Here is a 22399-nt window from a genome sequence, read left to right on the forward strand (position 1 = left end):
TCTGTTATTGTCTCACCACGCGTGCAGAAGCCGTGCGCGTACCATCGTTAAATGTAAGTATATACACGCCTGATTGTAATGAGCGCATATCTACGGAAAGGCGTTGAGCCGGATTAAGTTCGTAAGAAGCAATGACACGCCCGTTCAGGTCGGACAACTGCACATGTTGTTTATGAGTGACCGACGACTCAATAAACACAAAGTCTGTGGCAGGATTCGGGAATACTTTCAGGTCGAAGGCTGCATTTTGCTCTTTGACATTCAGTCCGGATTCGTTGGTGATGAAGTTATCGATGCAGAAGCTCGCAGGTGTATTCATGCCCCATGTGCCTACATCGGAGGAAACAAGACGCAGCAGGAAACTGTCCGCGGCACCGAGTTTCATAAGATCCACCCACTCCCAGTCACGCACGATATAAGCTTTTGTGGAATCACTATTGCGGAAGTCGGCGAGGAAAAAGCTAACGGAATCCGATTTCAGGACACCTCCCGAATAAGCAAATACATCAAGACGGAAATAATCAGAATCGGCCGCTCTGAATTTCTTTGCAAAAGCATCGCCGTCACGCATACTGTTGTATGCGTAAGTACTGTTGGTCACGTAAAAGCCCATTGCCTGATGGCCGAGCGCCGCACCTGTAAGTCTGATGATATTTTCAGAGCCGTTTGCGGTGGCATATTGCGCAGAACCTGCAAAACCGATACCTGCTTTAGCGGCATACGCATTCAGGTAACCACTGGTAACACTGTCTGTTTTATTTGAATACGCGAAGCCGCCTGACCAGAAGCTGGTACCCCAGGCTGTATCGTATACACAGGGAAAATAAGCGAGCCCGCTGGAGAATCCCACATCAGTTCCGGGAGCGGAATAATTTACATAAGCAGTATCACTACCGGGCAGGGTCAGTGAATCAAAATCAGCAACCGTTTGGGCGGAAGCGGCAACACCACCCAGCAGGGCAGCGGAAAGCATAAAAATTTTGCGCATAGCGTTTGTATTTGTAATCAATAAATTTCATCACAAACCTCTTGCAAGATGGAAACGGCAGAAAAAAATACCCGGCTGCTTCAGCCGGAAATTTGATCTTCGCTTTTAAAAATCCCGAAAGCGGTCAATTATTATCGCAGGCAGGTCTTCTGACTTATCTCACCGCTGCGCCTTCCCAAATGAACTTTGATCATCAGTGGCAATGGAATGCAGTGGCTTTTTAGAGACTTACAGCATCGGGTAATGTTCAGGACTTGCACCTGATTCCCTTTTCATTTCTCTTGTGGAGAAACACCTTCGACGCTGCAAAGGTACATTGTTTTATATGGAATCGGAAAAACACGTTTTATATTTTTTTTATCCTCTGTGGCCGTGCGGATTGTCTATTTTTGTGATTTCGTCAACACCACGGTTTCGCATGCATCTGAATTTCACAAAAACATTATGTCTGGTTGTCGCTATCCTTTGTGCACAGTTCGCCTTTGCCCAGAAAGAAAATCATAAGAAAGACGACAAGAAGAAGAAAACGGTATCCATTTACGACATCGATACGCTTATCAATCCCGTACCCCTGCAGCGCAGCCTGTTTTTCGACAAAGTGAAGAAACAGCAAAAACGGGCGGACGCCTTCGACGGTAAAATTGACGACTATATCAATTTTAATAACGACAGCATCAGCAGCCGGACGCTTACCAACAGTCTGCTGCGGGAGATCAGCAAAATTGAAATCATGATCGAGAATCTGCCGATCGCTGATAAGTTTACCGAAAACCAGACAAAGCTTGGCTACCTCCGCTCCCTTGAGCAGGTGCTTATCCGTTTTAATGACGACAATAAAGTCGATCCGCTCTATTATAAGCGGCTTGTAAACAACTTCCGCGATATGGTTATCGCTAAATACGAAGGCAACCTTTCCGCATTCGTCCGCGGCAATGTAAACGTGTACACAATGGGAAACAGTCAGATGCTGGGCGATGACGATAAAGAATTCCTTTGTGAAGAGCTGGCCAAAAAAGACCCTACCCTGCTGATCCGCCGTCTTCCGGAATTCATCAACAAACCCTGCGCGGACATTGTTATTGCAGGGGCTGCGAAAATCAATCCCGACGAGATTTTCAACTATGCGTCTTCAACGAATGCCGGTCTGAAAAACGCCGTGGAACGCAATACGGATCCGCTGGTAAAAACGATCGTGAAAATTGTACGCGAATCAAAATCTCCTCTGAAAGCAAAGACGTTTTTACACGATATCCACAATGGGACATTGAGCATCGCAGAAGTAGATAAAATCACCGAAGACCAGGACCTGTTCTTTAAAAATCTCGTACGACTGAAGATCGAAAATAATGACCTTGGTAATGCAAGCATCAACAGTGAACTGGAATACCGCTCGTTGCGCAACTATGTGCGTGTAATGGACGAATTGCATGAAAAACCGGAAGCGGTCCGTTTTAAATGTATTGAAAACCTGAGCCCGGAAGCGATTTATTATATCATCATTTACGGACAGGAAGAAATCTATACAAGTTCCTTTACCGGCGCCTTCAAACGCCTGATGGAAAAGATGAAACCGATGACGGGGGACGAGTTCCTCGGAAAATTGCATTATGACCGTTTCCGTACGTTTGTGAGAATGTGTGCGGGATTCAACCGGCTCGATCAGTTCCTCGCGACATTTACCGAAGAAAAGAAAAAAGAACTGCTCAGCAGTTTTATCGCGAATCTCGACAAAGGAAAAGAAGATGACCTCGAAGACGCGGTGGATGTGGCCGACGCATTCGGAAGTATTGAAGACTCTTCCATGATCGCCTACCTGCGCGAAGAAGTAAAAAAGAACTACGAAGTCTCTTATCAGCACCGCAGCAAAAAAGGATTACAGGTGTATGCCTTGCTCGCCACTCTTTTTGACGGAGCAAAGGATACCGTAACCAATGAAACGGCAGAAGAGCGCTCTAAAAAACTGAATTTGCCCCCTATCAATTATGTACCTTACGCTACACTGACGCATGACAGCGCGGCAGTGGTAGAGCAGTTTTTCTTCTACGGCGATGAAGACGGGAAGATGTCTTATGCGAGCTTCCTGAATAATTTCAAAGGACCGAAATGGAAAATGACGACGACCAAATACTGGGTGAATATCACTTCCACTTCAGGCAGACCGATATCTGTATATGCCAACCTGCCGCTTGCAGAACCCGAAGACGAAGATGCGCAGAGAGCGTTGAATAAATACCTCGATGAGAATGCAATTAATCCTGCCATACTGATCCACCGCGGACACAGTTATCACTTACCGACCACACTCGAACGTCTGAACGACAAGACCAAAGTGGTAGTGCTCGGATCCTGCGGCGGCTATCATAACCTCTCCACCATCCTGACCAATTCACCTGACGCTCAGATCATTTCGACCAAGCAAACGGGCGCAATGGCTGTAAATGAACCGATCCTGAGAGCATTAAATGACAACCTGGGAGAAGGAACTGACGTGAACTGGGTGAATATGTGGAAAAGACTGGACGGAGAGTTTAAAGGCAAACCGGCAGAATCGACCTTCAGAGATTATGTACCGCCGCATAAAAATCTGGGTGCCATCTTCATTAAAGCGTATCGCAGGCTGGAAGAGCAGAATGGCTAACACATTGTTAATTACTCTGCCGGACAAACTACTGACAAATAAATGACGTTAATTTCACGAAAACTACCGTATTGTGAAAAAAGTCGTTATAGCGTTAGCCATCGTACTGCTCGCAGGAGTAATTGCTGTGCTGGTAATCACGAACCGTCCGGCAAGAAAAGTAGATGATGTAACAGGCATTCCGGTAAATGCCAGGGTTTTGTTTCAGGAGTTTTCGACTGATGAAACGAAAGCAAATCAGACTTATCTGAATAAGGCAGTACAGGTAAACGGCACTATTTCAGTTGCGGATACCAATCAGGAGGGTGTACCTTTCGTTGTATTACAAACCGACGATATGATGTCCGGCGTAATGTGTACCATGCGCGAGAAAAAATTCCCCGGCAAAACCGGAGATTCTGTAGTATTAAAAGGTTTTTGCAGCGGTTTTGTCGGAGATGTAAAACTTACCGACTGCATTATTTCCCAATAGTCAATTTCACCAGTCAAATTACAATTATGATGCTAAAAAAGCCATTCAGTCGCCTCGTCGCGATGTGCGGTATTGCGGGCGGATTTTTACTCCTGAGCACGCAGTACAGTTGCTACAAAGACAACAAAGAAACGATGTACCCGCCACTGGGTCCCTGCGATACCACCAATACCACATGGAGCGCTGATATTCAGCCGATGGTTCAGGCATCCTGCGCCAAGAGCGGCTGTCATGATGCTTCCGCTTCTGCGGGTGTTAATCTTACGACTTATTCCGGTGCCAAATCCATCGTCGACGATGGCAGATTCCTGCGTGTGATCCAGGACGGATCCATGCCGCAGGGGGCTTCCAAGTGGGACGAGTGCAGCATTAATAAAGTGCGTCGCTGGATCAATAACGGAGCATCCAATAACTAGTCCTAACAATTAAAACATTCTTTCATGAAAAAAATAACAGTTATTGCAGCGGGATTGCTTTTAGCGAATACCGTATCCGCTCAGAAATATATGACCCGCAGCGGGCGCATTACTTTTTTCTCGCAGACACCCATTGAAAATATCGAGGCATTCAACAATGAAACAGGTGCAGTAATAGATCTGGCTACAGGTGATGTTGTCTTTCAGGTACCGGTAAAAAGCTTCAAGTTTGAAAAACAGCTGATGCAGGACCACTTCAATGAGAGCTATATGGAATCGGATAAATATCCGAAGGCAGATTTTAAAGGCAAGCTCGCGCCAGGAACCGTTTCGGACAAACCAGGAGTATACAAGACAACTGTAAGCGGAAAACTCACTATCCATGGTGTAACCAAAGACGTAAAAGTGCCGGGGACAGTTACCATTGGAGCAAATGAAGCTTCAGTAATGGCTCAGTTTAAGGTGGCGACCGCCGACTATAAGATCAGGATCCCTTCCGTGGCTGAAGGCAAGGTTGCCAAAGAAATTGAGATCACCATCAATTCTTCTCTGAAAAAAATGTAGGTGCTTCGCAAACAGCAATCCATTCTCATCAAATCAAATCTAACTTATGCAATCATTGCTTATAAAATCTTTTAAAACAGTTGCGGGACTGCTGATGCTGATGCCCGCCACTGCGGCATTTGCGCAAAACGACGGCGACGACCTTTCCAAACTCCTGGACGAAGAAAAGCCGAAGAAAACATACACCTACGGGTCTTTCAAAACGGGTCATATCATCAACAGCCACAGCATTGAAAATACGGCAAAAGGCAACCTCGACTTCCGTATTTCGCACCGTTTCGGCGCATTGAATGGCGGCGTGAAGGAATTTTTCGGATTGGACGGTGCAACGCTGCGTCTCGGCCTGGATTATGGTGTTACCAACTGGCTTACGGTAGGTGTGGGCCGCAGCTCCTTATACAAGGAATACGATGGCTTTTTAAAAGCGCGTATCCTGCGCCAGACTGAAAAAGATGAAATGCCCCTCAGCTTAAGTTACGTGGGCGGGATGTCTCTTACGAGCCAGAAAGCTACGGACCTTGTGGGGCGTCAGCTTACGCCTTTTGAGAGTTATCCGTTCAGTAACCGTCTGTTTTTCTTTAACCAACTGCTGATCGCGCGTAAGTTCAGCAACCTGTTTACGCTGCAATTGATGCCCACGCACGTGCATTACAACCTCGTAGATACAAAAGCAGATCCTAATGATATCTTTGCGCTCGGAGCCGGTGGCCGTTTGCGCCTGAGCAAAAGAGTAACGTTCAATGTTGAATATTTCTATCAGTTCAGTCAGCTTACCGGCACAACCAATTCGCTTGGAGCAGGATTCGACATAGAAACTGGAGGACACGTATTCCAGCTGTTTTGCACCAACTCCATTGGCATGACGGAACGTATGTTCATCGGCCAAACCACCGATAAATGGCAAAAAGGGGCGATCCACTTCGGATTCAACATATCCAGAATTTTTACTGTTGTAAAGCCGAAAGGCTTTGAAAATTCAAGAAATAAGATCTGGTAACGCAACTGCTGATACTTTCTGAAACGGCCTCCATAAGGGGCCGTTTTTTTTGAGAGCTCCCGGTACTTTAGCAATTCATTAAAATTATTTTCATTAAATTTATAGAATTGTTTTTCAACCATTTAATGGTTATCCACACCCTGTGGGCATCTAAATCTTGCACGGGCAAAAGTTTTAAATAATTTCGTTGCCCAACCGTAAAAAAGATTTTTCCACCAATAAAAAAAAGCAGGAATATATGGCAGCAACATACACTACCGGCTCAGGCAAAGGCCTGGAATTTAAAAGGCACTTTACGAACGATGAGCGCAACGTGTTTGAGTTATTCAAATACGACTACCGCAGTTCGGTAATCCGTAATCCCAACGGAGAGAAAGTTTTCGAAATGACTAATGTGGAGGTTCCGGAGCATTGGTCTCAGATTGCTACAGATATCCTCGCTCAAAAATATTTCCGCAAAGCCGGTGTACCTCAGGCAGACGGCAGCCTCGGACGGGAAACGTCTATCAAGCAGGTAGCTCATCGTCTTGCGGATTGCTGGCGCGCGTGGGGTCTGAAATACGGTTATTTCGCTTCTGAGTATGATTCGCAGGTTTTCTACGACGAGCTCGTATACAGCATCCTGCAACAAAGCTGCGCACCTAACTCTCCGCAGTGGTTCAATACAGGACTTTATCAGTCTTATGGTATCAACGGTAAAGCGCAGGGTCACTTTTATGTTGATCCGTCTACCGGGAATCTGGAGCGTTCCCAGAATGCATACGAACGCCCGCAACCACATGCCTGCTTTATCCTGAGCGTGGAAGACGACCTGGTAAATGAAGGCGGTATCATGGACCTCTGGGTACGTGAAGCGCGTATTTTCAAATATGGCTCCGGTGTGGGCACCAACTACTCCAACATCCGTGCAGAAGGCGAAAAACTGAGCGGCGGCGGTACTTCCAGCGGCCTTATGAGCTTCCTGAAAATTGGCGACCGTGCTGCCGGTGCCATCAAAAGCGGGGGCACTACCCGTCGTGCTGCAAAAATGGTGTGTCTGGATCTGGATCACCCTGAAGTACTGGACTTCATCGACTGGAAAGTAGAGGAAGAAAAGAAAGTAGCTGCCCTTATCGCAGCAGGTTATGCGAGCGACTATGAAGGAGAAGCATACAAAACAGTATCCGGACAAAACTCCAATAATTCCGTTCGTATTCCGAACGAATTTTTCCGCCGCCTTGCCAACAACGAAGAGTGGGAAATGACCGCACGCAGCGATGGTAAAGTGATGAAAAAAGTCCCTTCCAAAGAAGTATGGGACAAAATCTCTTACGCTGCATGGCGTTGTGCGGACCCCGGTACGCAATACAATACAACCATCAACGAATGGCATACCTGTCCTGCAGGCGGGGATATCAGGGCCTCCAACCCCTGTTCTGAGTACATGTTCCTCGACAATACGGCCTGTAACCTTGCATCGCTGAACCTGCGTCGTTTCTTTAACGAAGAAACAGGCGTATTCGATGTGGCCAGCTTTGAGTATATGACACGCTTGTGGACAGTAGTGCTCGAAATTTCCGTACTGATGGCACAGTTCCCAAGTCCCGAAGTAGCGCAATTGAGCTATGATTACCGCACCCTCGGACTCGGATTCGCGAACCTCGGTTCTATGCTGATGGTAAGCGGCATCCCTTACGACAGCGAAGAAGGCCGCGCTATCGGTGGTGCTATCTCCGCCATCATGACGGGTGTTGCTTATGCCACTTCTGCTGAAATGGCGGAATCGCTGGGAGCGTTCCCGCGCTTTGCTGAAAACCGCGAGCATATGCTGCGTGTAATGCGCAATCACCGCGCCGCTGCTTATGATGCTGCAGAAGCGTATGAGAGCCTTGAGACAAAACCAATGGGCATTAATGCAAAATACTGCCCTGATTATATGTTGTCTGCTGCTACACGCGCCTGGGACAATGCATTGCAATTGGGAGAGAAATATGGCTACCGCAATGCGCAGGCTACGGTAATCGCTCCTACCGGAACAATCGGACTGGTGATGGATTGCGATACAACAGGTGTTGAGCCGGACTTTGCACTGGTGAAATTCAAAAAACTTTCCGGCGGCGGTTACTTCAAGATCATCAACCAATCTATCCCTGCTGCGCTGCGCAATCTGAAATACTCTGAGTCTGAAATCGATGCAATTGTAAAATATGCGAAAGGACATGGCACATTTGCCGGTGCACCGTTCATCAATCATCAGTCGCTGAGTGAAAAAGGCTTTATCGCTGAAGAGCTGAAGAAGCTCGACAGTCTCGTGGAAAGCGCATTTGAGATCGGATTCGTATTCAACGTGTACAATCTCGGTGAAGAGTGTCTGCAGCGCCTGGGCTTTACGCCGGAGCAATACTACGACATGGAGTTCAACCTGCTGGAAGCGCTCGGATTCGGAGAAGAAGAGATTGCTGCTGCAAACGACTACGTGTGCGGAACAATGATGATCGAAGGGGCACCTTACCTGAAGCCGGAGCATCTGCCGGTATTCGATTGCGCCAACAAATGCGGTAAGCGCGGAGAGCGTTTTATCCATGCGCATGGCCATATCCGTATGATGGCAGCTGTTCAGCCTTTCATCAGTGGTGCGATCTCCAAAACAATCAATCTGCCTAATGAAGCGACAGTTGAAGAGATAAAAGACTGTTACTACCTGAGCTGGCAGCTGGGTATCAAAGCCTGTGCCCTGTACCGCGATGGTTCCAAGCTGAGTCAGCCATTGAGCAACAAAAGCGACAAGAAGAAAAAAGGCGAGCCTGTAAAAGAAGAAGAAACGAACATCAATACCAGTCAGATCGTTGACCTGGGTCAGCTTACGATCGACGAACTACTGGAAGAAGTAAACAAACGTGTTCAGGCGAGCCCGGATACACAACTGAAACGCCAATTGAGCCGTATCGTGGAACGTAAATCCCTGCCGGCAAAACGTCGCGGATATACATTCAAGAGCAAGGTAGGCGGGCAGGCAATCTTCCTGCGTACCGGTGAATACGGGGATCATACGCTTGGAGAAATCTTCATTGACATGGCCAAAGAAGGAGCCACCATGCGTAGTCTACTGAACAGCTTCGCAATAGCCGTATCCGTAGGCCTGCAATATGGTGTGCCCCTGGAAGAGTACGTCGATAAATTCATCTTTACCCGTTTTGAACCAAGTGGTATGGTAGAGCATCCGAACATCAAAACGGCGACATCCGTACTCGACTATGTATTCCGCGTATTGGCGTATGAATACCTCGACCGCGATGACCTGGTACATGTAGTAGATGAAGAACGCCTGAAGCATACCGTACAACAGGAATTGTCGCAGGTGAGAGTAACGGCACCGGCGCACAAAACCACCGCTGCTACTGCTCCGAAGCTGGTACCTGCAAAACCTGTGGTAACGGCATCAGCAACAGCCGAAACCAAAAAACTGATGGGCACAAGCGCTGACGCTCCTGCCTGCAGCAACTGCGGTAATATCACGTTGAGAAACGGCACCTGCTATATGTGTCCTAACTGTGGTACCACAACCGGATGCAGTTAATCATATTCCATTCACAACTCCCTTAAAAAAATCCCCTTCGTCATGAAGGGGATTTTCATTTCAGACAAGTACGCCTATATTCGCATTATGAGTGCCGAGCCAATTCCATCCGGAGACCAATCGCTATTGACAGATCTTGTGCGCATGCGTATGCCGTACGGCAAGTACAAAGACAGGATCCTGTGCGACCTTCCCGTATCTTACCTGGAATGGTTCGCCAGAAAGGGCTTCCCGGCAGGGAAACTGGGCACATTGCTTCAGACGCTTTACGAGATCAAACTAAATGGTCTCGAATACCTGCTGCAACCTTTAAAACAGAAATATTCCTGAACTACAATACCACAAATGCATATTGATGCGACAGGGTATCGTCCTTTTTTGATGTCCCTTTCGACTGATTACGTGCTGCGTTAACTTCAGCAGGAGATACTACGCCTATATCTGCAAAATCACTGTTCATTGCTACTGCATGCTCTTGCCCGCCGCGTAAACGTGCTGCCGCCTTGCGTATTTTATGTTCCGGAACAGACGTAGCAACCGCTGCGACAAGCCGGAACGTATCATGCACCACATTTGTCACTACCACTTCTCTGATGCGCACAACGGTATCCCGGATTGTAGTCACAGGAGAATCCGGCAAAGCCGCACTCCTGCGCCCGTAGGACAGCCAACCGCAAAGTCCCAGCAAGACCACTGCCGCAGCCCGCCATAATTGGAATGACCATTGTATCTTCTTACGCATCTCCTGCGGTGCAGCCGGCTGATGACGGGCGTCAAAACGATCCATCAACACCTGCTTCCTTCCCGGACCGGCATTAACCGAAACTTCATGCATAACTGATAATGTTCCGGAAACTTCATGCATTGCATCATACTCCGCCGAAGACATACAACTCAATACAACGGCCTGTTGCGCTTCAGACAAAGCTGAAAACGGATGAACGGCCACCCATTCCAGGACACATTCCGGCCACTCCTGCATATTACTTTGCATAACTAAACTCTTTTAAATGATGAGATAATTTTTGTAGCAGGTAAAAAATACCTGACTTCACAGATCCTTCCGGAATGCCCGTTATTACAGCGATCTCCCTCACTTTAAGATCCTGCTCAAAGCGAAGCTGATATATCTGCCGCTCTTTTTCCGTGAGCGTTCCCAACAGCAGGTCGATCTTTTGGCGCAAGCGCTGCCGATCACTGTTTACCGCAGGCTGTTCAGATACTTCTTCCATTACCTGTTCCTTCATTAAAGCACTTCTGTTCGCTACGTTGCGCAATTCGTTCCTGCAGCGATTCCCTACCAGCGTATAGATCCAGGTAGAGAAGGTTTTTGAAGGATCAAAGGATTCCGGCTTATCGATAATCACACAAAATACATCCTGCACCAGGTCTTCTGAGCGCTGAACATCACGGAGCATTCCGTAAGCATACCAGGTAAGTTTCCGGAAATACCGGTCGTAGAGTATCTCAAAAGCGGAACGCCTGCCCTGTGTGGCAAGCGCCATCAGATATTCATCTGAAGCCTGTTCCGTTATTTGCATTTTTTCTGCCACCCGCTTATTTTTTGAGGTGATCTGTTACCTGCTGTTCGTATTCGGTGCCTTTCACCACTTCCTTTGCGTACGCTCCGATCCATCTTGCGCGTTGTGTTTCCCCGGCGAGCTGATAGTGATCGTACAATTTGAGCATGGGCACTACGTAATTCAGGTTGATATACTGAACCAGATCCGTCGAAATGTCTTTATAAAAATGGACCTTCAGATAATCGAGCATATATTCCTGCTCAAAGTTCCGGCGCAGGATACCGATGTCGTCTACAGGTTGCTCACTATACTTGTACGCAAGTCCCGTCAGGTGCAGATGCTCGTCTAAAGGAGCGGCATAGGCATCGCATCCCGCTGAGGTGAGTGACAGGTATACCGGTCTTTCCTGTTTGTTTGCTATGATCGTCTTGATAAATTCCTTTTCAAAACGCTTTTCGGCGTTCTGTGCCTCTTCAGCCGAAGCATTATCCCCGGGCATCTGCCATGGAGCAATACCCAACTCCTTAAACAATTTTTCGCGGTAGCTGTTTACACGGATAAGGCTCATATTAATGACTGCGACATCTTTGCGAAAGCCCATTGCCTGCAATACAAATGCCGGATAGGTATCGTTGTCGCCTACCGTGATCAGAATCGCACCCGGAGCGAGTCCTGCGAGCACATTACGGTTGTAATTCATCATACCGGTGGAGACCTGTCCGGATTCATAGAGCTTCAGACAGTATTTATTACGGGTTGCGGTATCCCGGGTGATCTCACCCTGGTTCACCATATAGTCATAATGTTCGGTATGCCCTTCTTCCAGGCGTTGCGCTTTGAGCAGGTAAGACTCATAACCGTCGCGTAATCCCGCGGCGCTGTACCGGCTCAGGTTGTATTCATATGTACCGGGAATAGCTTTCTCCATATCATCCACAATCGACATCAGTTGCGCGTCTTTTTCTTCCGGAGTTTTCTTACTGTCCGGGTCCTGCATGTTTACGACGCGTACTGCACGGAAATACTGAAGCCATGCAGTTGCGTTCCTGTTATCCTTATCTATTTCCTTTTTCCAGAGACCTGCCTGTTCCTTATACCAGGGAAGGGGGCGTTGTTCTCTTGCAAATGAAAGAATGGGTTGCGGCTTCTGCGCTTCCGACACGAGCGTTGCGAAAACCAGTAAAGCTGTAAAAAAGGTGTGTTTGAACATGATGTTATGCTTTTGATACTTATACACCCGGGCGGGAAAAACGTTCAATAAATTAATAAAAAAATGCCGTCTTTCCAGACGGCATCGCAAACGGTTATTTCCGGGAGCTAAGAAGGCTCCTGCATATTGAGTTTTTCCTCCATTGTACGCAGATTCACATTGGCCAGTTGTCCGCAGGCGGCATCAATATCCTTTCCTCTGCTGTGCCGCAGCCGCACATTCACTTTGTGCGCGGTGAGATAAGCCATAAATTCGTCAGTAGCCTGTTCATCGGGTTTTTCGAATTGTGCATTATCGATAGGATTATATTCAATTACGTTCACCAGATCGCAGGGCACTTTCCGGTAAATACGGATCAGCTCGTCTGCATCTTTCTCAGAGTCATTGAATCCTTTGAACAGAATATATTCAAACGTAACATGCGTCTTGGTACACTGATAGAAATAATTCAATGCATCGACCAGGGCTGCCAGATTGTTCGATTCGTTGATCGGCATGATCTCGTTGCGCTTTTTATCGTTGGCCGCATGCAGGCTCAGTGCCAGTTTTACACGCGACTGGTCATCGCCGAGCTGACGGATCATCTTTGCAACACCGGCTGTAGAAAGGGTGATCCTGCGCGGACTCATGCCCATTCCGTCGGGGCTGGTGATCTGCTCAATTGCCTTCATTACATTTTTGTAATTCAGCAGCGGTTCGCCCATTCCCATGAATACGATATTGGTCAGATGTTTGCCGAATGACTTAAATGCCTGCTCGTTGATCAGCATCACCTCATCGACGATCTCCTGTGCCTCCAGGTTACGCACCCGCTTCATGTAGCCGGTGGCGCAGAACTTACAGGTAAGAGAACACCCCACCTGGCTTGAAACGCAGGCTGTGAGCCGCTTCTCGGTAGGGATCAGCACTCCTTCGATAAAATGTTTATCGTGCAGGACGAAACGGCTTTTGACCGTACCGTCGCTGCTTGTCTGCACGTGGTCGACTGCAACCGTATTCAATGCGAAGTGCTCCGCGAGCTTTTCCCGCAATGCTTTAGACAGGTTGCTCATCTGCTGGATATCGTTGGTATACTTATCCCATATCCACTCGTATATCTGCTTTGCGCGGAACTTAGGTTCGTTCCAGGAAACCATCAACGCTTCCAATTCCTCCAATGTATGTTCCCTCAGGGTTTTCATATGGCAAAGGTACGATATTCGATTACGCTTTAATGAAGAACTGATGTGACAATGATTATAACAATTTGCCAATTCCGTTTAACTTTGCAGATTACACGATGCGCTTCCTCACGTTACTTTCCGATTTCGGGCATAAAGACGCTTCCACAGCGATTGCCCGGAGTATCTTACTACGGCATAATCCGGATGCCGCAGTATTGGAAATCAGCGCTTCCGTAACGGGGGAAAACCTGATCGAAGCTGCTTACCTGAGCGCAAGTTCTTACAAGGAATTTCCTGAAGGCACATGCCACATTATTTACGTAGGTATTTATCATTCCCGCAATCCGTCACTGGTATTATGTGAGAAAGACGGTCATTATTTCCTTGCACCGAACAACGGTATATTACCCCTGGCACTGGGCATAGAAAATATCAGTCTCTGGCAATGCTATGAATGGGACCGCGACGACCAGAACTTCCGCGACTGGCAGGAAAAGTGTGCGGAAATCGCTTATATACTTTCTCACAAGAAACCTGCAGATCTCGGCTTCCCGCACTTTAAACTGGACCCGATCAAGCAGATGACCATGCCCCTGCCTGTAGCTACCGAGCATTCTGTCGACTGCCAGATACTGCACATAGCCCATAACGGGAATCTGATCATCAACATGCGTAAGGAAGAGTTTGAAGCACTGCGCAGGAACAGAGGGTTTAAAATCGATCTGGGGGGTATCGGAAATATAGGCGTGATCACACCACACGCCGGAATGGTAAGCGAGGGCGAAGCCTTATGCCGGTTCAACCGCGCAGGCTATATGGAAATAGCCGTAAAAGGCGCGTCTGCAGCCAAACTTTTATCGTTTAATCTCTACGATACAAAACAGAAATATTACCGGCACCTTAAAATATCTTTCGAATAAAATGATCAAACGTATTGTGCAGATGAGCTTTCAGCCGGAACATATTGAAGCATTCCGGCAATTATTCGAAGAGCGCAAACAGACGATCCGTTCGTTCGAAGGTTGTCATTTCCTGGAACTATGGCAGGACGTGAACCATCCGAACATATTTTTCACGCATAGCATATGGGAGTCTGAGGAGCACCTGAATCACTATCGTTTTTCAGCATTCTTCAAAGAAACATGGACGCTTACCAAATCTATGTTTGCAGAAAAAGCTCAGGCCTGGAGTGTTCAGATTGCAGGCTGATCAGGTTCAGCGTTTCAGCGAATCATACAGCGCGGCATAAGCTTCCACTCCGGCACCCAGATCAAAATAATCCATCGCACCCGCGCGTATCTGCTCAGGATGGTTCATTTCCTCTTTCATACGGCGGATAGCATCCGAATAGGCTGCTGCATTAAATGTATATACCAATTCTCCCGAACGATATTTCTGGATAATGTAATCTGAATCCCCTACCCCTGCATTACAAAACACAGGAACACCCATTGCCATCATCTCGCCCTGCTTTACAGGTGAGGAAGCCTTTTTAGAGTAAGCGTTCTTGATAAAGAAAATACCAAGATCCATCATGGAGATATAGTACGGCACTTCATGTCTGCCCGCGGATATCACCTTTATCTTATCAGTGCTGATACCCAGACTTTCTGCCTCATCCATCACCATTTCCTTAGGCTCTGCCGTGACAAAAAAGAATACAGATGCAGGATGCTGCTTGAGCCATACCTTGAAAAATCCCAGCATTTCAGACAACAGATACCAGGTACCCAGGGAGCCTACATAACCCAGCACTAATGTATTGGCGGGAAGATCTGCTTTACGCTTCAGCGCTTCGAGCTGTTCCCGGTTGAGGTGCTCCGGATTAAACAATTCTGTATCCACACAGCAAGGGATGACTGTGACGGGACTGGAAGAAACAGGCCAATGCTCTATTTCTTCTTTAGCGGTGTACGTGAGCGAAACAATTGCTGCCGACTCCTCCAGAAAAACTTTTTCTTTGTTCTTGAAATAATTGAACACACGACGGTAAACGGGATTGCTTAATCTCCACAAACCGCCGTCCACACGTTCATTTGCCCAGAAACCGCGCATATCAAAAATAAAAGGCACGCCGGTCTTCTGCTTCAAGTATACCCCCACGAGTGCCGCGATGTAACTGCGGCAGTGTACTATATCGAATGCTATTTTTTTATGCAGCGACATTGCCAGCTTTTTCATGCGCCGTACATCTTTCATCGTGGAAAGAATCGGAGGTTTACGCGTATAAACCAGCGGCTGCCAGTTGATATGATATTTGCTGCAAATGGCCTGGATCGCCTCTTTATGAATTAACCTCTCCGGCTTTTCGCAACTGATCAGTGTGATTTTATATCCTTTCTGCGAAAGACCGCTCAGGTAAGGTAATACCTGGCTCTGACCCAGAGGATCGGTCATCCCGTCGTATGATATGTATAGAATATTCAACCTTCAAAAAATTTAGCGGTGCATCCGGAGTGATTGCCGGGAGCATCAGAAATTATTCGTCTTCTTCCACAAATGTAACACAAGAAGTGCCCACACTCTGTTATAAAGATATGTTTTGCCGCCCAGGAATGCATCCGTAAGCGCTTTTACACGACGGTAACTCACCAGTCCCGCATAGTCGACCTGCTGTTGCGTCAACAACTCTTCAATCATAGGACGGAGTTCGTTGCGCAGCCAGCTTGCCAGCGGAACAGAGAATCCTCTTTTCGGACGTTGAAAATATTGTTCGGGAACCAGCTCGTAGAGCACCCGTTTCATAAGGTGTTTCGTTCCCAGCTCCTTACTTACTTTCAGGTCATACGGCACGTTCAGTGCGAACTGAACCAGTTCCTTATCCAGCAATGGAACACGTGTTTCCAGCGAATAGTGCATGCTGGCGCGATCTACTTTCACCAGCAGATCGTCTTTTAGATAATGATTTAGATCCCAGAATGCCTGTTGTTCTGCGGCGGTACCCCTTTTCACCGGCTCATTGAACTTGCTGAAATCAAAAGTATTTTTCAGCATGATATCGGCGACCTCCCGTTCGCTGAACAGGTATTGTTCCTGTGAGAAAATATGGCTTTTCTTATTCCGACTGTTTGGATAATTCGCGACAAGCCCGGCCCGCTGATACCGCTCAGCCATAAACGAACTACCCCAGCCGATCAGTTTGCGGGAAACCTGTACAGCCGGGTTGGACAAGCGATTGGCCCAGGTATACATGCCATACCCCTGGAACAGCTCATCTCCTCCGTCTCCGGAAAGCGTAACGGTCACATGTTGTCTTGCGAGCTTGGATACCAGCATGGTCGGAAATGCGGAAGAGTCTGCGAAGGGTTCGTCATACAGATTAAAAAAGTCCGGAACGATATCCAGCACATCCTGAACGGACACTTTAAATGTATGGTGATTCGTACGCAGATGCTTTGCTATCTGCTCCGCAAAAACCGATTCGTCATGTTTCGGATCCTCGAAGCCGATACTGAACGTATTCACCGGTTTGGGTGCAATCTTCGAAGCAAGCGCGGTTACCAGGCTGGAATCAATGCCTCCGCTCAGGAAGGTACCCAGCGGCACATCGCTGATCATCTGCCTTTCCACGGAAGCAAACAGTAAATCACGGAAAGCCGGAAGCACTGCTGATTCCTGCGACAAAGGATTGCGCAGATAATAGTTATCCGCGTCCCAGTAGGTCTTCCTGTCCCAGGTACCCGCGTTGATATCGTATACACCAAAACTTCCTGCAGGGAATTTCTTTACGCCTCTGAAAATGGTCATCGGCTCGGGAATATATCCGAGATGGAGGAAGCTTGCGACCGCCTTACGGCTGATCATGAAATTATTGCTTGTTAGCTCGCGGCTATTTGCGCGGACGATAGCTTTGAGTTCAGATGCAAACATCAGCGTATCGCCGGTCCTGAATACAAACAGGGGTTTTATGCCCAGGTGATCCCGGCATAAAAAGATTTTCTGCTCTGCGGTATCGTAGATCGCAAAAGCGAATATGCCATTCAGCCAGGGGAAACAATCACTTCCGAAGCGCGCAAACAATTCCAGCAATACTTCTGTATCGCTGCTGGTACGCCAGTGGTGCTGCGGCAGTTTCGACTTCAGTTCGGCAAAATTGTACAGCTCCCCGTTATACACAATCACAAAGCGGCCATCTGCCGAAAACATCGGCTGATCAGCTGCATGTGAGGTATCGATAATGCTTAACCTGCGATGACCGAGAAAAGTGCGTTTATCTTCCGATAAATAATATCCGCCGGCATCAGGCCCTCTGCGCTGCAACTGGTCTGTTGCGGCTTTCAATGCTGCTTCATCTGCTCCGCGGCGAACTACGGCTCCGAAAATACCACACATAAATTCCTACTGTTTTTTATTCCAGGCATCCAGCACTTTCCGGATACCTTCCTTATAAGGTAACAGATCTCTTCCGATCAGTTCGCGCATCCTGTTGTTATCAGGCTGTCTGCGCGTCATATCACCATCCTTCAAAGGTGGCAGGTAAACGATCTTTGAAGAAGACCCTGTAAGTTCGATAATGGTCTCAGCCAGTTCTTTGATGGTGATGATGATATCGGAACCGATATTATATACATCGTTTTTGTACTGATCGTCCAGCATCGTGCGCAGACATGCGTCAATGTTATCGTCGATATAACAGAATGTCCGCGACTGGGATCCGTCACCATAAATGGTGATGTCCTTCCCGGCAAGCGCTGCGTGCAGGAATTTGGACATAACGAAATCGGGACTCTGCTTAGGACCGTAGGTATTGAAAAAACGGAAAATAGTATAATCCAGGTTATACTCCTGGTGATAAGAACGACAGAAGCATTCCCCTATATTTTTCACCACCGCATAAGGCAGGCGGGAATTCAAAGGTGTGGTGTATTCATGCTGCGGTAATACCACAGGCTCTCCGTATACTTCGGAGGAAGAAGAATAGAACACGCGTTTCACTCCTGTATTTTTGGACAGATCGAGCACATTGCGGATACCCTCCACATCCCGGAGCACCATCACAGGGTTATCCAGTGTACGCAACACACCTACCACCGCCGCGTAATGAAATACGTAGTCGAACTTGTACGAGGTCATTACTGCTGCGATGTCATTGTAGTTATTGACATCACATTTGATAAATGTGGCATTCGGGTGCACAGGAACATTGTCCATATTTCCTGTGAGCAGATTGTCTACCAATACAACCTCATGACCTCCCAGGGCCAGTATTCTATCGGCCATGCTGCTGGGAATAAAGCCGGCACCTCCGGTGATCAGTACTTTTACCATTTTATCAGAATATTTTTTACACAAGCATAAAATCTTTTTGTCCGCAGCAGGTATAAGCTGTTGCCCATCGACTTCAGCAGATATGCAATGCTTTGGAACTTATATTTTGGTGCATTTGCAAGATGCAATGCAATGTAGGAATTTGAATCCATCAGTATCCGGGAGAAGCTTTTCCCGAAATACTGCATCACGGTGGCGTCCTGCCGCAGATAGTGTATGAGCAGTTCCAATCGCTGGATAAGCTTTTCCCCGTGAATCACGCGCACACTTCTGGCTTCGTGATCAATGATCGTAGAAGTTACTTTATTTGAATAATAAAGCGGGTAGCGGGCTGTAAGGCGACACCAGAGCTCATAGTCTTCTGATGCAGACAATGCCCTGTCTTCATTAAACGGATGTTGTTTCAGAATTTCACGACGAACGAAAACCCCGTTACAGCTCAGCGGATTGCCGGACGCCATCAGATGGTTCAGCGTATCTCCCTGAAAACGGTTAACGCTGCGGAATACCACCCCATCGGGATCTGCCCATTCATAACCGAGATGGAACCAGTTTGCGTCAGGGTGCCCCCGCAGCAGTTCTGCCGCCACGGATAAATGGTCGGGCAGCGCAAGGTCATCGCTGTCAAAGAAATTAACGAATTCCCCTTCGGCCTTTGACGCACCGTAATTGCGTGCTGCAGCTCTTTCTGCATTCTGCTTTTTAAAATAACGCAGACGCGGATGGTCGAAGGAACGGACCACCTCTTCCGTATTATCCGTGCTACCGTCATCCACAACAATTATCTCATAATTGTCGTAAGACTGATCAAGCAGCGAACGGAGCGTTTTACCGATAAGCGCAGCCCTGTTATAAGTAGGGACAACTATTGAAAAGTAGGGATTCATTTTACTGGAAGGAGGCGGTCTATTTATAACGTCTGTAGATTTTGAGCACTTCGAAAGGAGCTTTTATGAAATCTGACATTTTCAGTTTTGACCCTCCGATTTCCTGCCATTCGTTCAAAGGCACTTCCGCAACCATTTCCTCATAGCCACTATCGCCCAGCATACGCTTTGCACGCAGGAACAGTTCTATGTCAAAAAACCAGGAAGAACTAAACGGATCGGCAAATATGCTTTTGGCAAAGTCAGTCTGGAAGACTTTCAGGCCACATTGCGTATCATAATTGCCTAATTGCAGCAGGTAATCCTGGTACGTTGCAAAGATGCGCCCGAAGTAGTGGCGTGATGCTTTGCGCACAATCTTACGGCCCACCATCTTAATCCGTGCACCCGCCACAATTTTATACGGATGCCCGGCGAGCTGGTTCATCAGGATAAGTATTTCCTCCAACGGGGCGGAAAGGTCTGCATCAATAAACCCGATATAAGCGGGATGCTCCGTTTCTGCGATGTGCAATATTGCTTTCCGGATCACTTCAGCCTTTCCGGAATTTACCGGAAAGTTCAATGCCCTGATCTTCCGGGAAGATTGTCTTTCCAGCTCCTGCAGCAGCTCCCAGGTGCCGTCTTTACTACCGTCGTTTACCATCCAGAGATCAATTTCGGGATGAGCGGCAGCAAAGTCGAGGAAGGCAGAACGCTGTAAGCGTGCAACCTCGTTATAGCAGGGTACTACGAAAGAAACAGAAGGCATCAAAATTATTTGATTTTATAAATGGTCATACGCTCATACGAAAGCGTTAAACTATCCGACACCATCGGGCGGAAACGCTCTGGCAGCACTGTATCACCTGAAACGCAAAAATAGCCAACTTTATACTCTTTCATAAATGTTTCTGCTATCGAGCCGAAGTCGGAACCCGCGCCTTCCTGCTGTTTTGCATTATAATACTGGTAAAAGGTCTGCGTCATTTTATCCCGCTGCTCTTCAAATGCATACAAAGACTGCTGATCAACAGGAATAAAAGGTGCATTCAGGCAGACATTAAAATACTGAGGCCATTTGTTGTTCATGATGCACAGCGGAATATACTGGTCCGTTTTCTTGATCGACCAATAAGAAAACTCCTTCTGGGATTTGAGATTTACCCAGTGCGCATCGGGCGTGGACGTAAATTGCCGGAGACGTACCCACTCGGCTTTCGGATAGTTCCAGGTGAAGAATATATGTCCCACAGACAAAACAATACCGGCAATCACCGCCAGTGTCATCAGTACTGTAGCAAGGCGGTTGCGCAGCACCTGACTCACATACACCAGCAGCCCGGCGATCACAAACACATAAACGATACCGATAATATTATGGAAGAACTGAACCGTATCCACCGCCACCGGATGCATGACCGCCCAACTTGCCAATCCGCCAACAAATAATAGCACTGTATACCACATGTATTCCGGTATGCTCATCAATGCCGTTTTCCAATTTACCCTGGCAACTACCATAGCATATACAGCAATAACTGCATATGCGGCCAGCGTAAACAATTGAAAAAAACCACCGATAAAAATATTGACTGCCGTCTTTATGTATTTGAATGGCTGCAGATTCTTAAGCGGACCAGCCACCGTTTCAGAAGGAGTATATGCATGAGGCCAGCTTTCGGGAAGGAATTTCGGAAGGATGATATACAAATAGCAAACCACCAGAGCTGTAGGCACCAGGTACCATGAGTTCAGCCGCAGCCATGCCGCGATATGTATCCGACGCTTCAGAAGTGCAGCGCCGTAAAGCAGGAAGGCCGCCAGGAACAATGCAGGTGCAGCATTGATGTAGAACATTGAAGTAATGGCGATCAGTACAGAAGCGCCGGTATAGGCTTTTGCTTTAAGTGCATTCAGGATACCCACAACGAATGTGCTCAGCAATAAAATCTTCCCCCAGTTGAAAATACTCAGCGTATAGGGTTCGCAGAAACGGCGCAGAAAAGACGGGAAAGTGAGTTCCATACCTGCAAACAATCCGGCAAGCACCAGTAAAATACGTAACAGATATACGGACGTCCCGGCTTTGAGCGTGCGCGTAAAGAGATCCTTTACGCCCTCAGCAAATAAAGTTGCCAATACGCTGAACGCAATTAAGAATAGCGGCGAAGGCTGATTGGCCGTAAGACGCGCACTGATGCCGTAGAACCACAAATCCCCGAAATGATAAGGAGCCGGGCGTGTGATAAAAGGCTGTTGCAGCATATTGAAATTGTAAGCCTCTACCCCACGCTCGTTCAGGAACAGGGACATCCGGTAGTAAATATTAAAATCGCCGGCTACATACTTTATTTGATCCGGATTGAACGACCAGAAGGTGTACACAAAAAACAGGAAGGGCAACAACCAGGAAAGGAAAATATCCGCCCAGTTAAAGGGTCGCCTTTCGCTGAATGGATCTGTTGCAGCGCGTTTCTGAAGAAAAAACCAAATCAGTAGCGGAACAGGAAGCAATATAGTTTTACCGCCGGTAGATACAATAGCGTAAAGGCTCACCGTCAGTGCGAGTCCGGTAATGCCGAATTGATAAAAAGAAGGAGGAACGGCATAAGGATCACTTTTGCGTCCGCGGATCGTGTACACGAGATAACCGATACCCACGAAAAACAGCAACATGCCTATCGAGTACAGGGCACAAAAAAGAATCTGGGATACAGTAATCATCGTTCGTTGGT

The 22399-nt window shown here is 47.4% G+C and carries 20 protein-coding genes and 1 riboswitch; of the genes, 9 read left to right on the top strand and 11 right to left on the bottom strand.

What is annotated here, in order from left to right; translation table 11 throughout:
* Nucleotides 1-4 precede the first annotated feature (4 nt).
* On the bottom strand, nucleotides 5-988 hold the full coding sequence (locus ABD846_RS06300; protein ID WP_344824016.1) for a T9SS type A sorting domain-containing protein: 984 nt from the start codon (nucleotides 986-988) through the stop codon (nucleotides 5-7).
* Between the two features lie 122 nt (nucleotides 989-1110).
* Nucleotides 1111-1302, bottom strand: a riboswitch (cobalamin riboswitch).
* 104 nt (nucleotides 1303-1406) lie between these two features.
* Here ABD846_RS06300 and ABD846_RS06305 point away from each other — a divergent pair.
* The 7 genes from ABD846_RS06305 (at nucleotide 1407) to ABD846_RS06335 (ending at nucleotide 9961) form a co-directional block, all read left to right on the top strand.
* On the top strand, nucleotides 1407-3626 hold the full coding sequence (locus ABD846_RS06305; protein WP_344824019.1) for a hypothetical protein: 2220 nt from the start codon (nucleotides 1407-1409) through the stop codon (nucleotides 3624-3626).
* 73 nt (nucleotides 3627-3699) lie between these two features.
* Nucleotides 3700-4098, top strand: coding sequence for an OB-fold protein (locus ABD846_RS06310; RefSeq protein ID WP_344824022.1), 399 nt, complete (start codon nucleotides 3700-3702; stop codon nucleotides 4096-4098).
* 26 nt (nucleotides 4099-4124) lie between these two features.
* On the top strand, nucleotides 4125-4514 hold the full coding sequence (locus tag ABD846_RS06315; protein WP_344824025.1) for a hypothetical protein: 390 nt from the start codon (nucleotides 4125-4127) through the stop codon (nucleotides 4512-4514).
* A 24-nt stretch (nucleotides 4515-4538) separates the two neighbouring features.
* Nucleotides 4539-5078, top strand: coding sequence for a YceI family protein (locus ABD846_RS06320; protein WP_344824028.1), 540 nt, complete (start codon nucleotides 4539-4541; stop codon nucleotides 5076-5078).
* Between the two features lie 46 nt (nucleotides 5079-5124).
* Entirely contained in the window at nucleotides 5125-6075 is a 951-nt protein-coding gene (locus ABD846_RS06325) for a DUF5777 family beta-barrel protein (RefSeq protein WP_344824030.1), read from the top strand.
* 238 nt (nucleotides 6076-6313) lie between these two features.
* Nucleotides 6314-9631 (top strand): vitamin B12-dependent ribonucleotide reductase, encoded by a 3318-nt coding sequence (locus tag ABD846_RS06330; protein ID WP_425568022.1) that lies wholly within the window; start codon nucleotides 6314-6316, stop codon nucleotides 9629-9631.
* Between the two features lie 42 nt (nucleotides 9632-9673).
* Nucleotides 9674-9961 carry a DUF3820 family protein gene (locus tag ABD846_RS06335; RefSeq protein WP_344824035.1) on the top strand — a complete coding sequence of 96 codons (288 nt, stop codon included), beginning with the start codon at nucleotides 9674-9676 and terminating at the stop codon, nucleotides 9959-9961.
* A gap of 1 nt (nucleotide 9962) precedes the next feature.
* Here the strand turns inward: ABD846_RS06335 and ABD846_RS06340 are convergent, their stop codons facing one another.
* The 4 genes from ABD846_RS06340 to rlmN all read right to left on the bottom strand — a co-directional run bounded on the left by ABD846_RS06340 (nucleotide 9963) and on the right by rlmN (nucleotide 13545).
* Nucleotides 9963-10625: a hypothetical protein gene (locus ABD846_RS06340; protein ID WP_344824038.1), complete on the bottom strand. Its 663-nt coding sequence runs from the start codon at nucleotides 10623-10625 to the stop codon at nucleotides 9963-9965.
* On the bottom strand, nucleotides 10615-11184 hold the full coding sequence (locus tag ABD846_RS06345) for an RNA polymerase sigma factor (protein WP_344824041.1): 570 nt from the start codon (nucleotides 11182-11184) through the stop codon (nucleotides 10615-10617). Before ABD846_RS06345 ends, ABD846_RS06340 begins: the two co-directional genes overlap by 11 nt.
* A 4-nt stretch (nucleotides 11185-11188) precedes the next feature.
* The gene (locus tag ABD846_RS06350; protein WP_344824044.1) at nucleotides 11189-12364 is read right to left on the bottom strand and encodes a hypothetical protein; all 1176 of its coding nucleotides are present in this window, start codon (nucleotides 12362-12364) and stop codon (nucleotides 11189-11191) included.
* A 107-nt stretch (nucleotides 12365-12471) separates the two neighbouring features.
* Nucleotides 12472-13545, bottom strand: coding sequence for a dual-specificity RNA methyltransferase RlmN (gene rlmN, locus ABD846_RS06355; RefSeq protein WP_344824047.1), 1074 nt, complete (start codon nucleotides 13543-13545; stop codon nucleotides 12472-12474).
* A 65-nt stretch (nucleotides 13546-13610) separates the two neighbouring features.
* On the opposite strand from rlmN, the gene ABD846_RS06360 reads away from it, so the two are divergent.
* Both ABD846_RS06360 and ABD846_RS06365 read left to right on the top strand, forming a co-directional pair.
* Nucleotides 13611-14447 (top strand): SAM hydrolase/SAM-dependent halogenase family protein, encoded by an 837-nt coding sequence (locus ABD846_RS06360; RefSeq protein WP_344824050.1) that lies wholly within the window; start codon nucleotides 13611-13613, stop codon nucleotides 14445-14447.
* 1 nt (nucleotide 14448) lies between these two features.
* Nucleotides 14449-14736 carry a putative quinol monooxygenase gene (locus ABD846_RS06365; protein WP_344824053.1) on the top strand — a complete coding sequence of 96 codons (288 nt, stop codon included), beginning with the start codon at nucleotides 14449-14451 and terminating at the stop codon, nucleotides 14734-14736.
* A gap of 6 nt (nucleotides 14737-14742) precedes the next feature.
* Here ABD846_RS06365 and ABD846_RS06370 read toward each other — a convergent pair whose 3' ends face one another.
* The 6 genes from ABD846_RS06370 to ABD846_RS06395 are packed head-to-tail and all read right to left on the bottom strand — an operon-like array spanning nucleotide 14743 to nucleotide 22388.
* On the bottom strand, nucleotides 14743-15954 hold the full coding sequence (locus ABD846_RS06370) for a glycosyltransferase (RefSeq protein WP_344824056.1): 1212 nt from the start codon (nucleotides 15952-15954) through the stop codon (nucleotides 14743-14745).
* Nucleotides 15955-15999: 45 nt separating this feature from the next.
* Nucleotides 16000-17859 carry an asparagine synthase (glutamine-hydrolyzing) gene (gene asnB / locus ABD846_RS06375; protein ID WP_344824059.1) on the bottom strand — a complete coding sequence of 620 codons (1860 nt, stop codon included), beginning with the start codon at nucleotides 17857-17859 and terminating at the stop codon, nucleotides 16000-16002.
* Between the two features lie 6 nt (nucleotides 17860-17865).
* Nucleotides 17866-18795 (bottom strand): NAD-dependent epimerase/dehydratase family protein, encoded by a 930-nt coding sequence (locus tag ABD846_RS06380; protein ID WP_344824062.1) that lies wholly within the window; start codon nucleotides 18793-18795, stop codon nucleotides 17866-17868.
* Nucleotides 18789-19682, bottom strand: a complete 894-nt coding sequence (locus ABD846_RS06385; RefSeq protein WP_344824065.1) for a glycosyltransferase family 2 protein — start codon at nucleotides 19680-19682, stop codon at nucleotides 18789-18791. Before ABD846_RS06385 ends, ABD846_RS06380 begins: the two co-directional genes overlap by 7 nt.
* A gap of 19 nt (nucleotides 19683-19701) precedes the next feature.
* On the bottom strand, nucleotides 19702-20433 hold the full coding sequence (locus tag ABD846_RS06390) for a glycosyltransferase (RefSeq protein WP_344824200.1): 732 nt from the start codon (nucleotides 20431-20433) through the stop codon (nucleotides 19702-19704).
* 5 nt (nucleotides 20434-20438) lie between these two features.
* Nucleotides 20439-22388 carry a hypothetical protein gene (locus tag ABD846_RS06395; RefSeq protein WP_344824068.1) on the bottom strand — a complete coding sequence of 650 codons (1950 nt, stop codon included), beginning with the start codon at nucleotides 22386-22388 and terminating at the stop codon, nucleotides 20439-20441.
* Nucleotides 22389-22399 lie beyond the last annotated feature (11 nt).

This window comes from Rurimicrobium arvi, from assembly GCF_039540495.1.
GTDB lineage: Bacteria > Bacteroidota > Bacteroidia > Chitinophagales > Chitinophagaceae > Rurimicrobium > Rurimicrobium arvi.

What these genes read in the sequence shown, in the direction of transcription:
- ABD846_RS06300 (WP_344824016.1), bottom strand. Translation starts at nt 988, where the DNA reads ATGCGCAAAATTTTTATGCTTTCCGCTGCCCTGCTGGGTGGTGTTGCC.
- ABD846_RS06305 (WP_344824019.1), top strand. Translation starts at nt 1,407, where the DNA reads ATGCATCTGAATTTCACAAAAACATTATGTCTGGTTGTCGCTATCCTT.
- ABD846_RS06315 (WP_344824025.1), top strand. Translation starts at nt 4,125, where the DNA reads ATGATGCTAAAAAAGCCATTCAGTCGCCTCGTCGCGATGTGCGGTATT.
- ABD846_RS06320 (WP_344824028.1), top strand. Translation starts at nt 4,539, where the DNA reads ATGAAAAAAATAACAGTTATTGCAGCGGGATTGCTTTTAGCGAATACC.
- ABD846_RS06325 (WP_344824030.1), top strand. Translation starts at nt 5,125, where the DNA reads ATGCAATCATTGCTTATAAAATCTTTTAAAACAGTTGCGGGACTGCTG.
- ABD846_RS06330 (WP_425568022.1), top strand. Translation starts at nt 6,314, where the DNA reads ATGGCAGCAACATACACTACCGGCTCAGGCAAAGGCCTGGAATTTAAA.
- ABD846_RS06335 (WP_344824035.1), top strand. Translation starts at nt 9,674, where the DNA reads ATGAAGGGGATTTTCATTTCAGACAAGTACGCCTATATTCGCATTATG.
- ABD846_RS06340 (WP_344824038.1), bottom strand. Translation starts at nt 10,625, where the DNA reads ATGCAAAGTAATATGCAGGAGTGGCCGGAATGTGTCCTGGAATGGGTG.
- ABD846_RS06350 (WP_344824044.1), bottom strand. Translation starts at nt 12,364, where the DNA reads ATGTTCAAACACACCTTTTTTACAGCTTTACTGGTTTTCGCAACGCTC.
- rlmN (WP_344824047.1), bottom strand. Translation starts at nt 13,545, where the DNA reads ATGAAAACCCTGAGGGAACATACATTGGAGGAATTGGAAGCGTTGATG.
- ABD846_RS06365 (WP_344824053.1), top strand. Translation starts at nt 14,449, where the DNA reads ATGATCAAACGTATTGTGCAGATGAGCTTTCAGCCGGAACATATTGAA.
- asnB (WP_344824059.1), bottom strand. Translation starts at nt 17,859, where the DNA reads ATGTGTGGTATTTTCGGAGCCGTAGTTCGCCGCGGAGCAGATGAAGCA.
- ABD846_RS06380 (WP_344824062.1), bottom strand. Translation starts at nt 18,795, where the DNA reads ATGGTAAAAGTACTGATCACCGGAGGTGCCGGCTTTATTCCCAGCAGC.
- ABD846_RS06385 (WP_344824065.1), bottom strand. Translation starts at nt 19,682, where the DNA reads ATGAATCCCTACTTTTCAATAGTTGTCCCTACTTATAACAGGGCTGCG.
- ABD846_RS06390 (WP_344824200.1), bottom strand. Translation starts at nt 20,433, where the DNA reads ATGCCTTCTGTTTCTTTCGTAGTACCCTGCTATAACGAGGTTGCACGC.
- ABD846_RS06395 (WP_344824068.1), bottom strand. Translation starts at nt 22,388, where the DNA reads ATGATTACTGTATCCCAGATTCTTTTTTGTGCCCTGTACTCGATAGGC.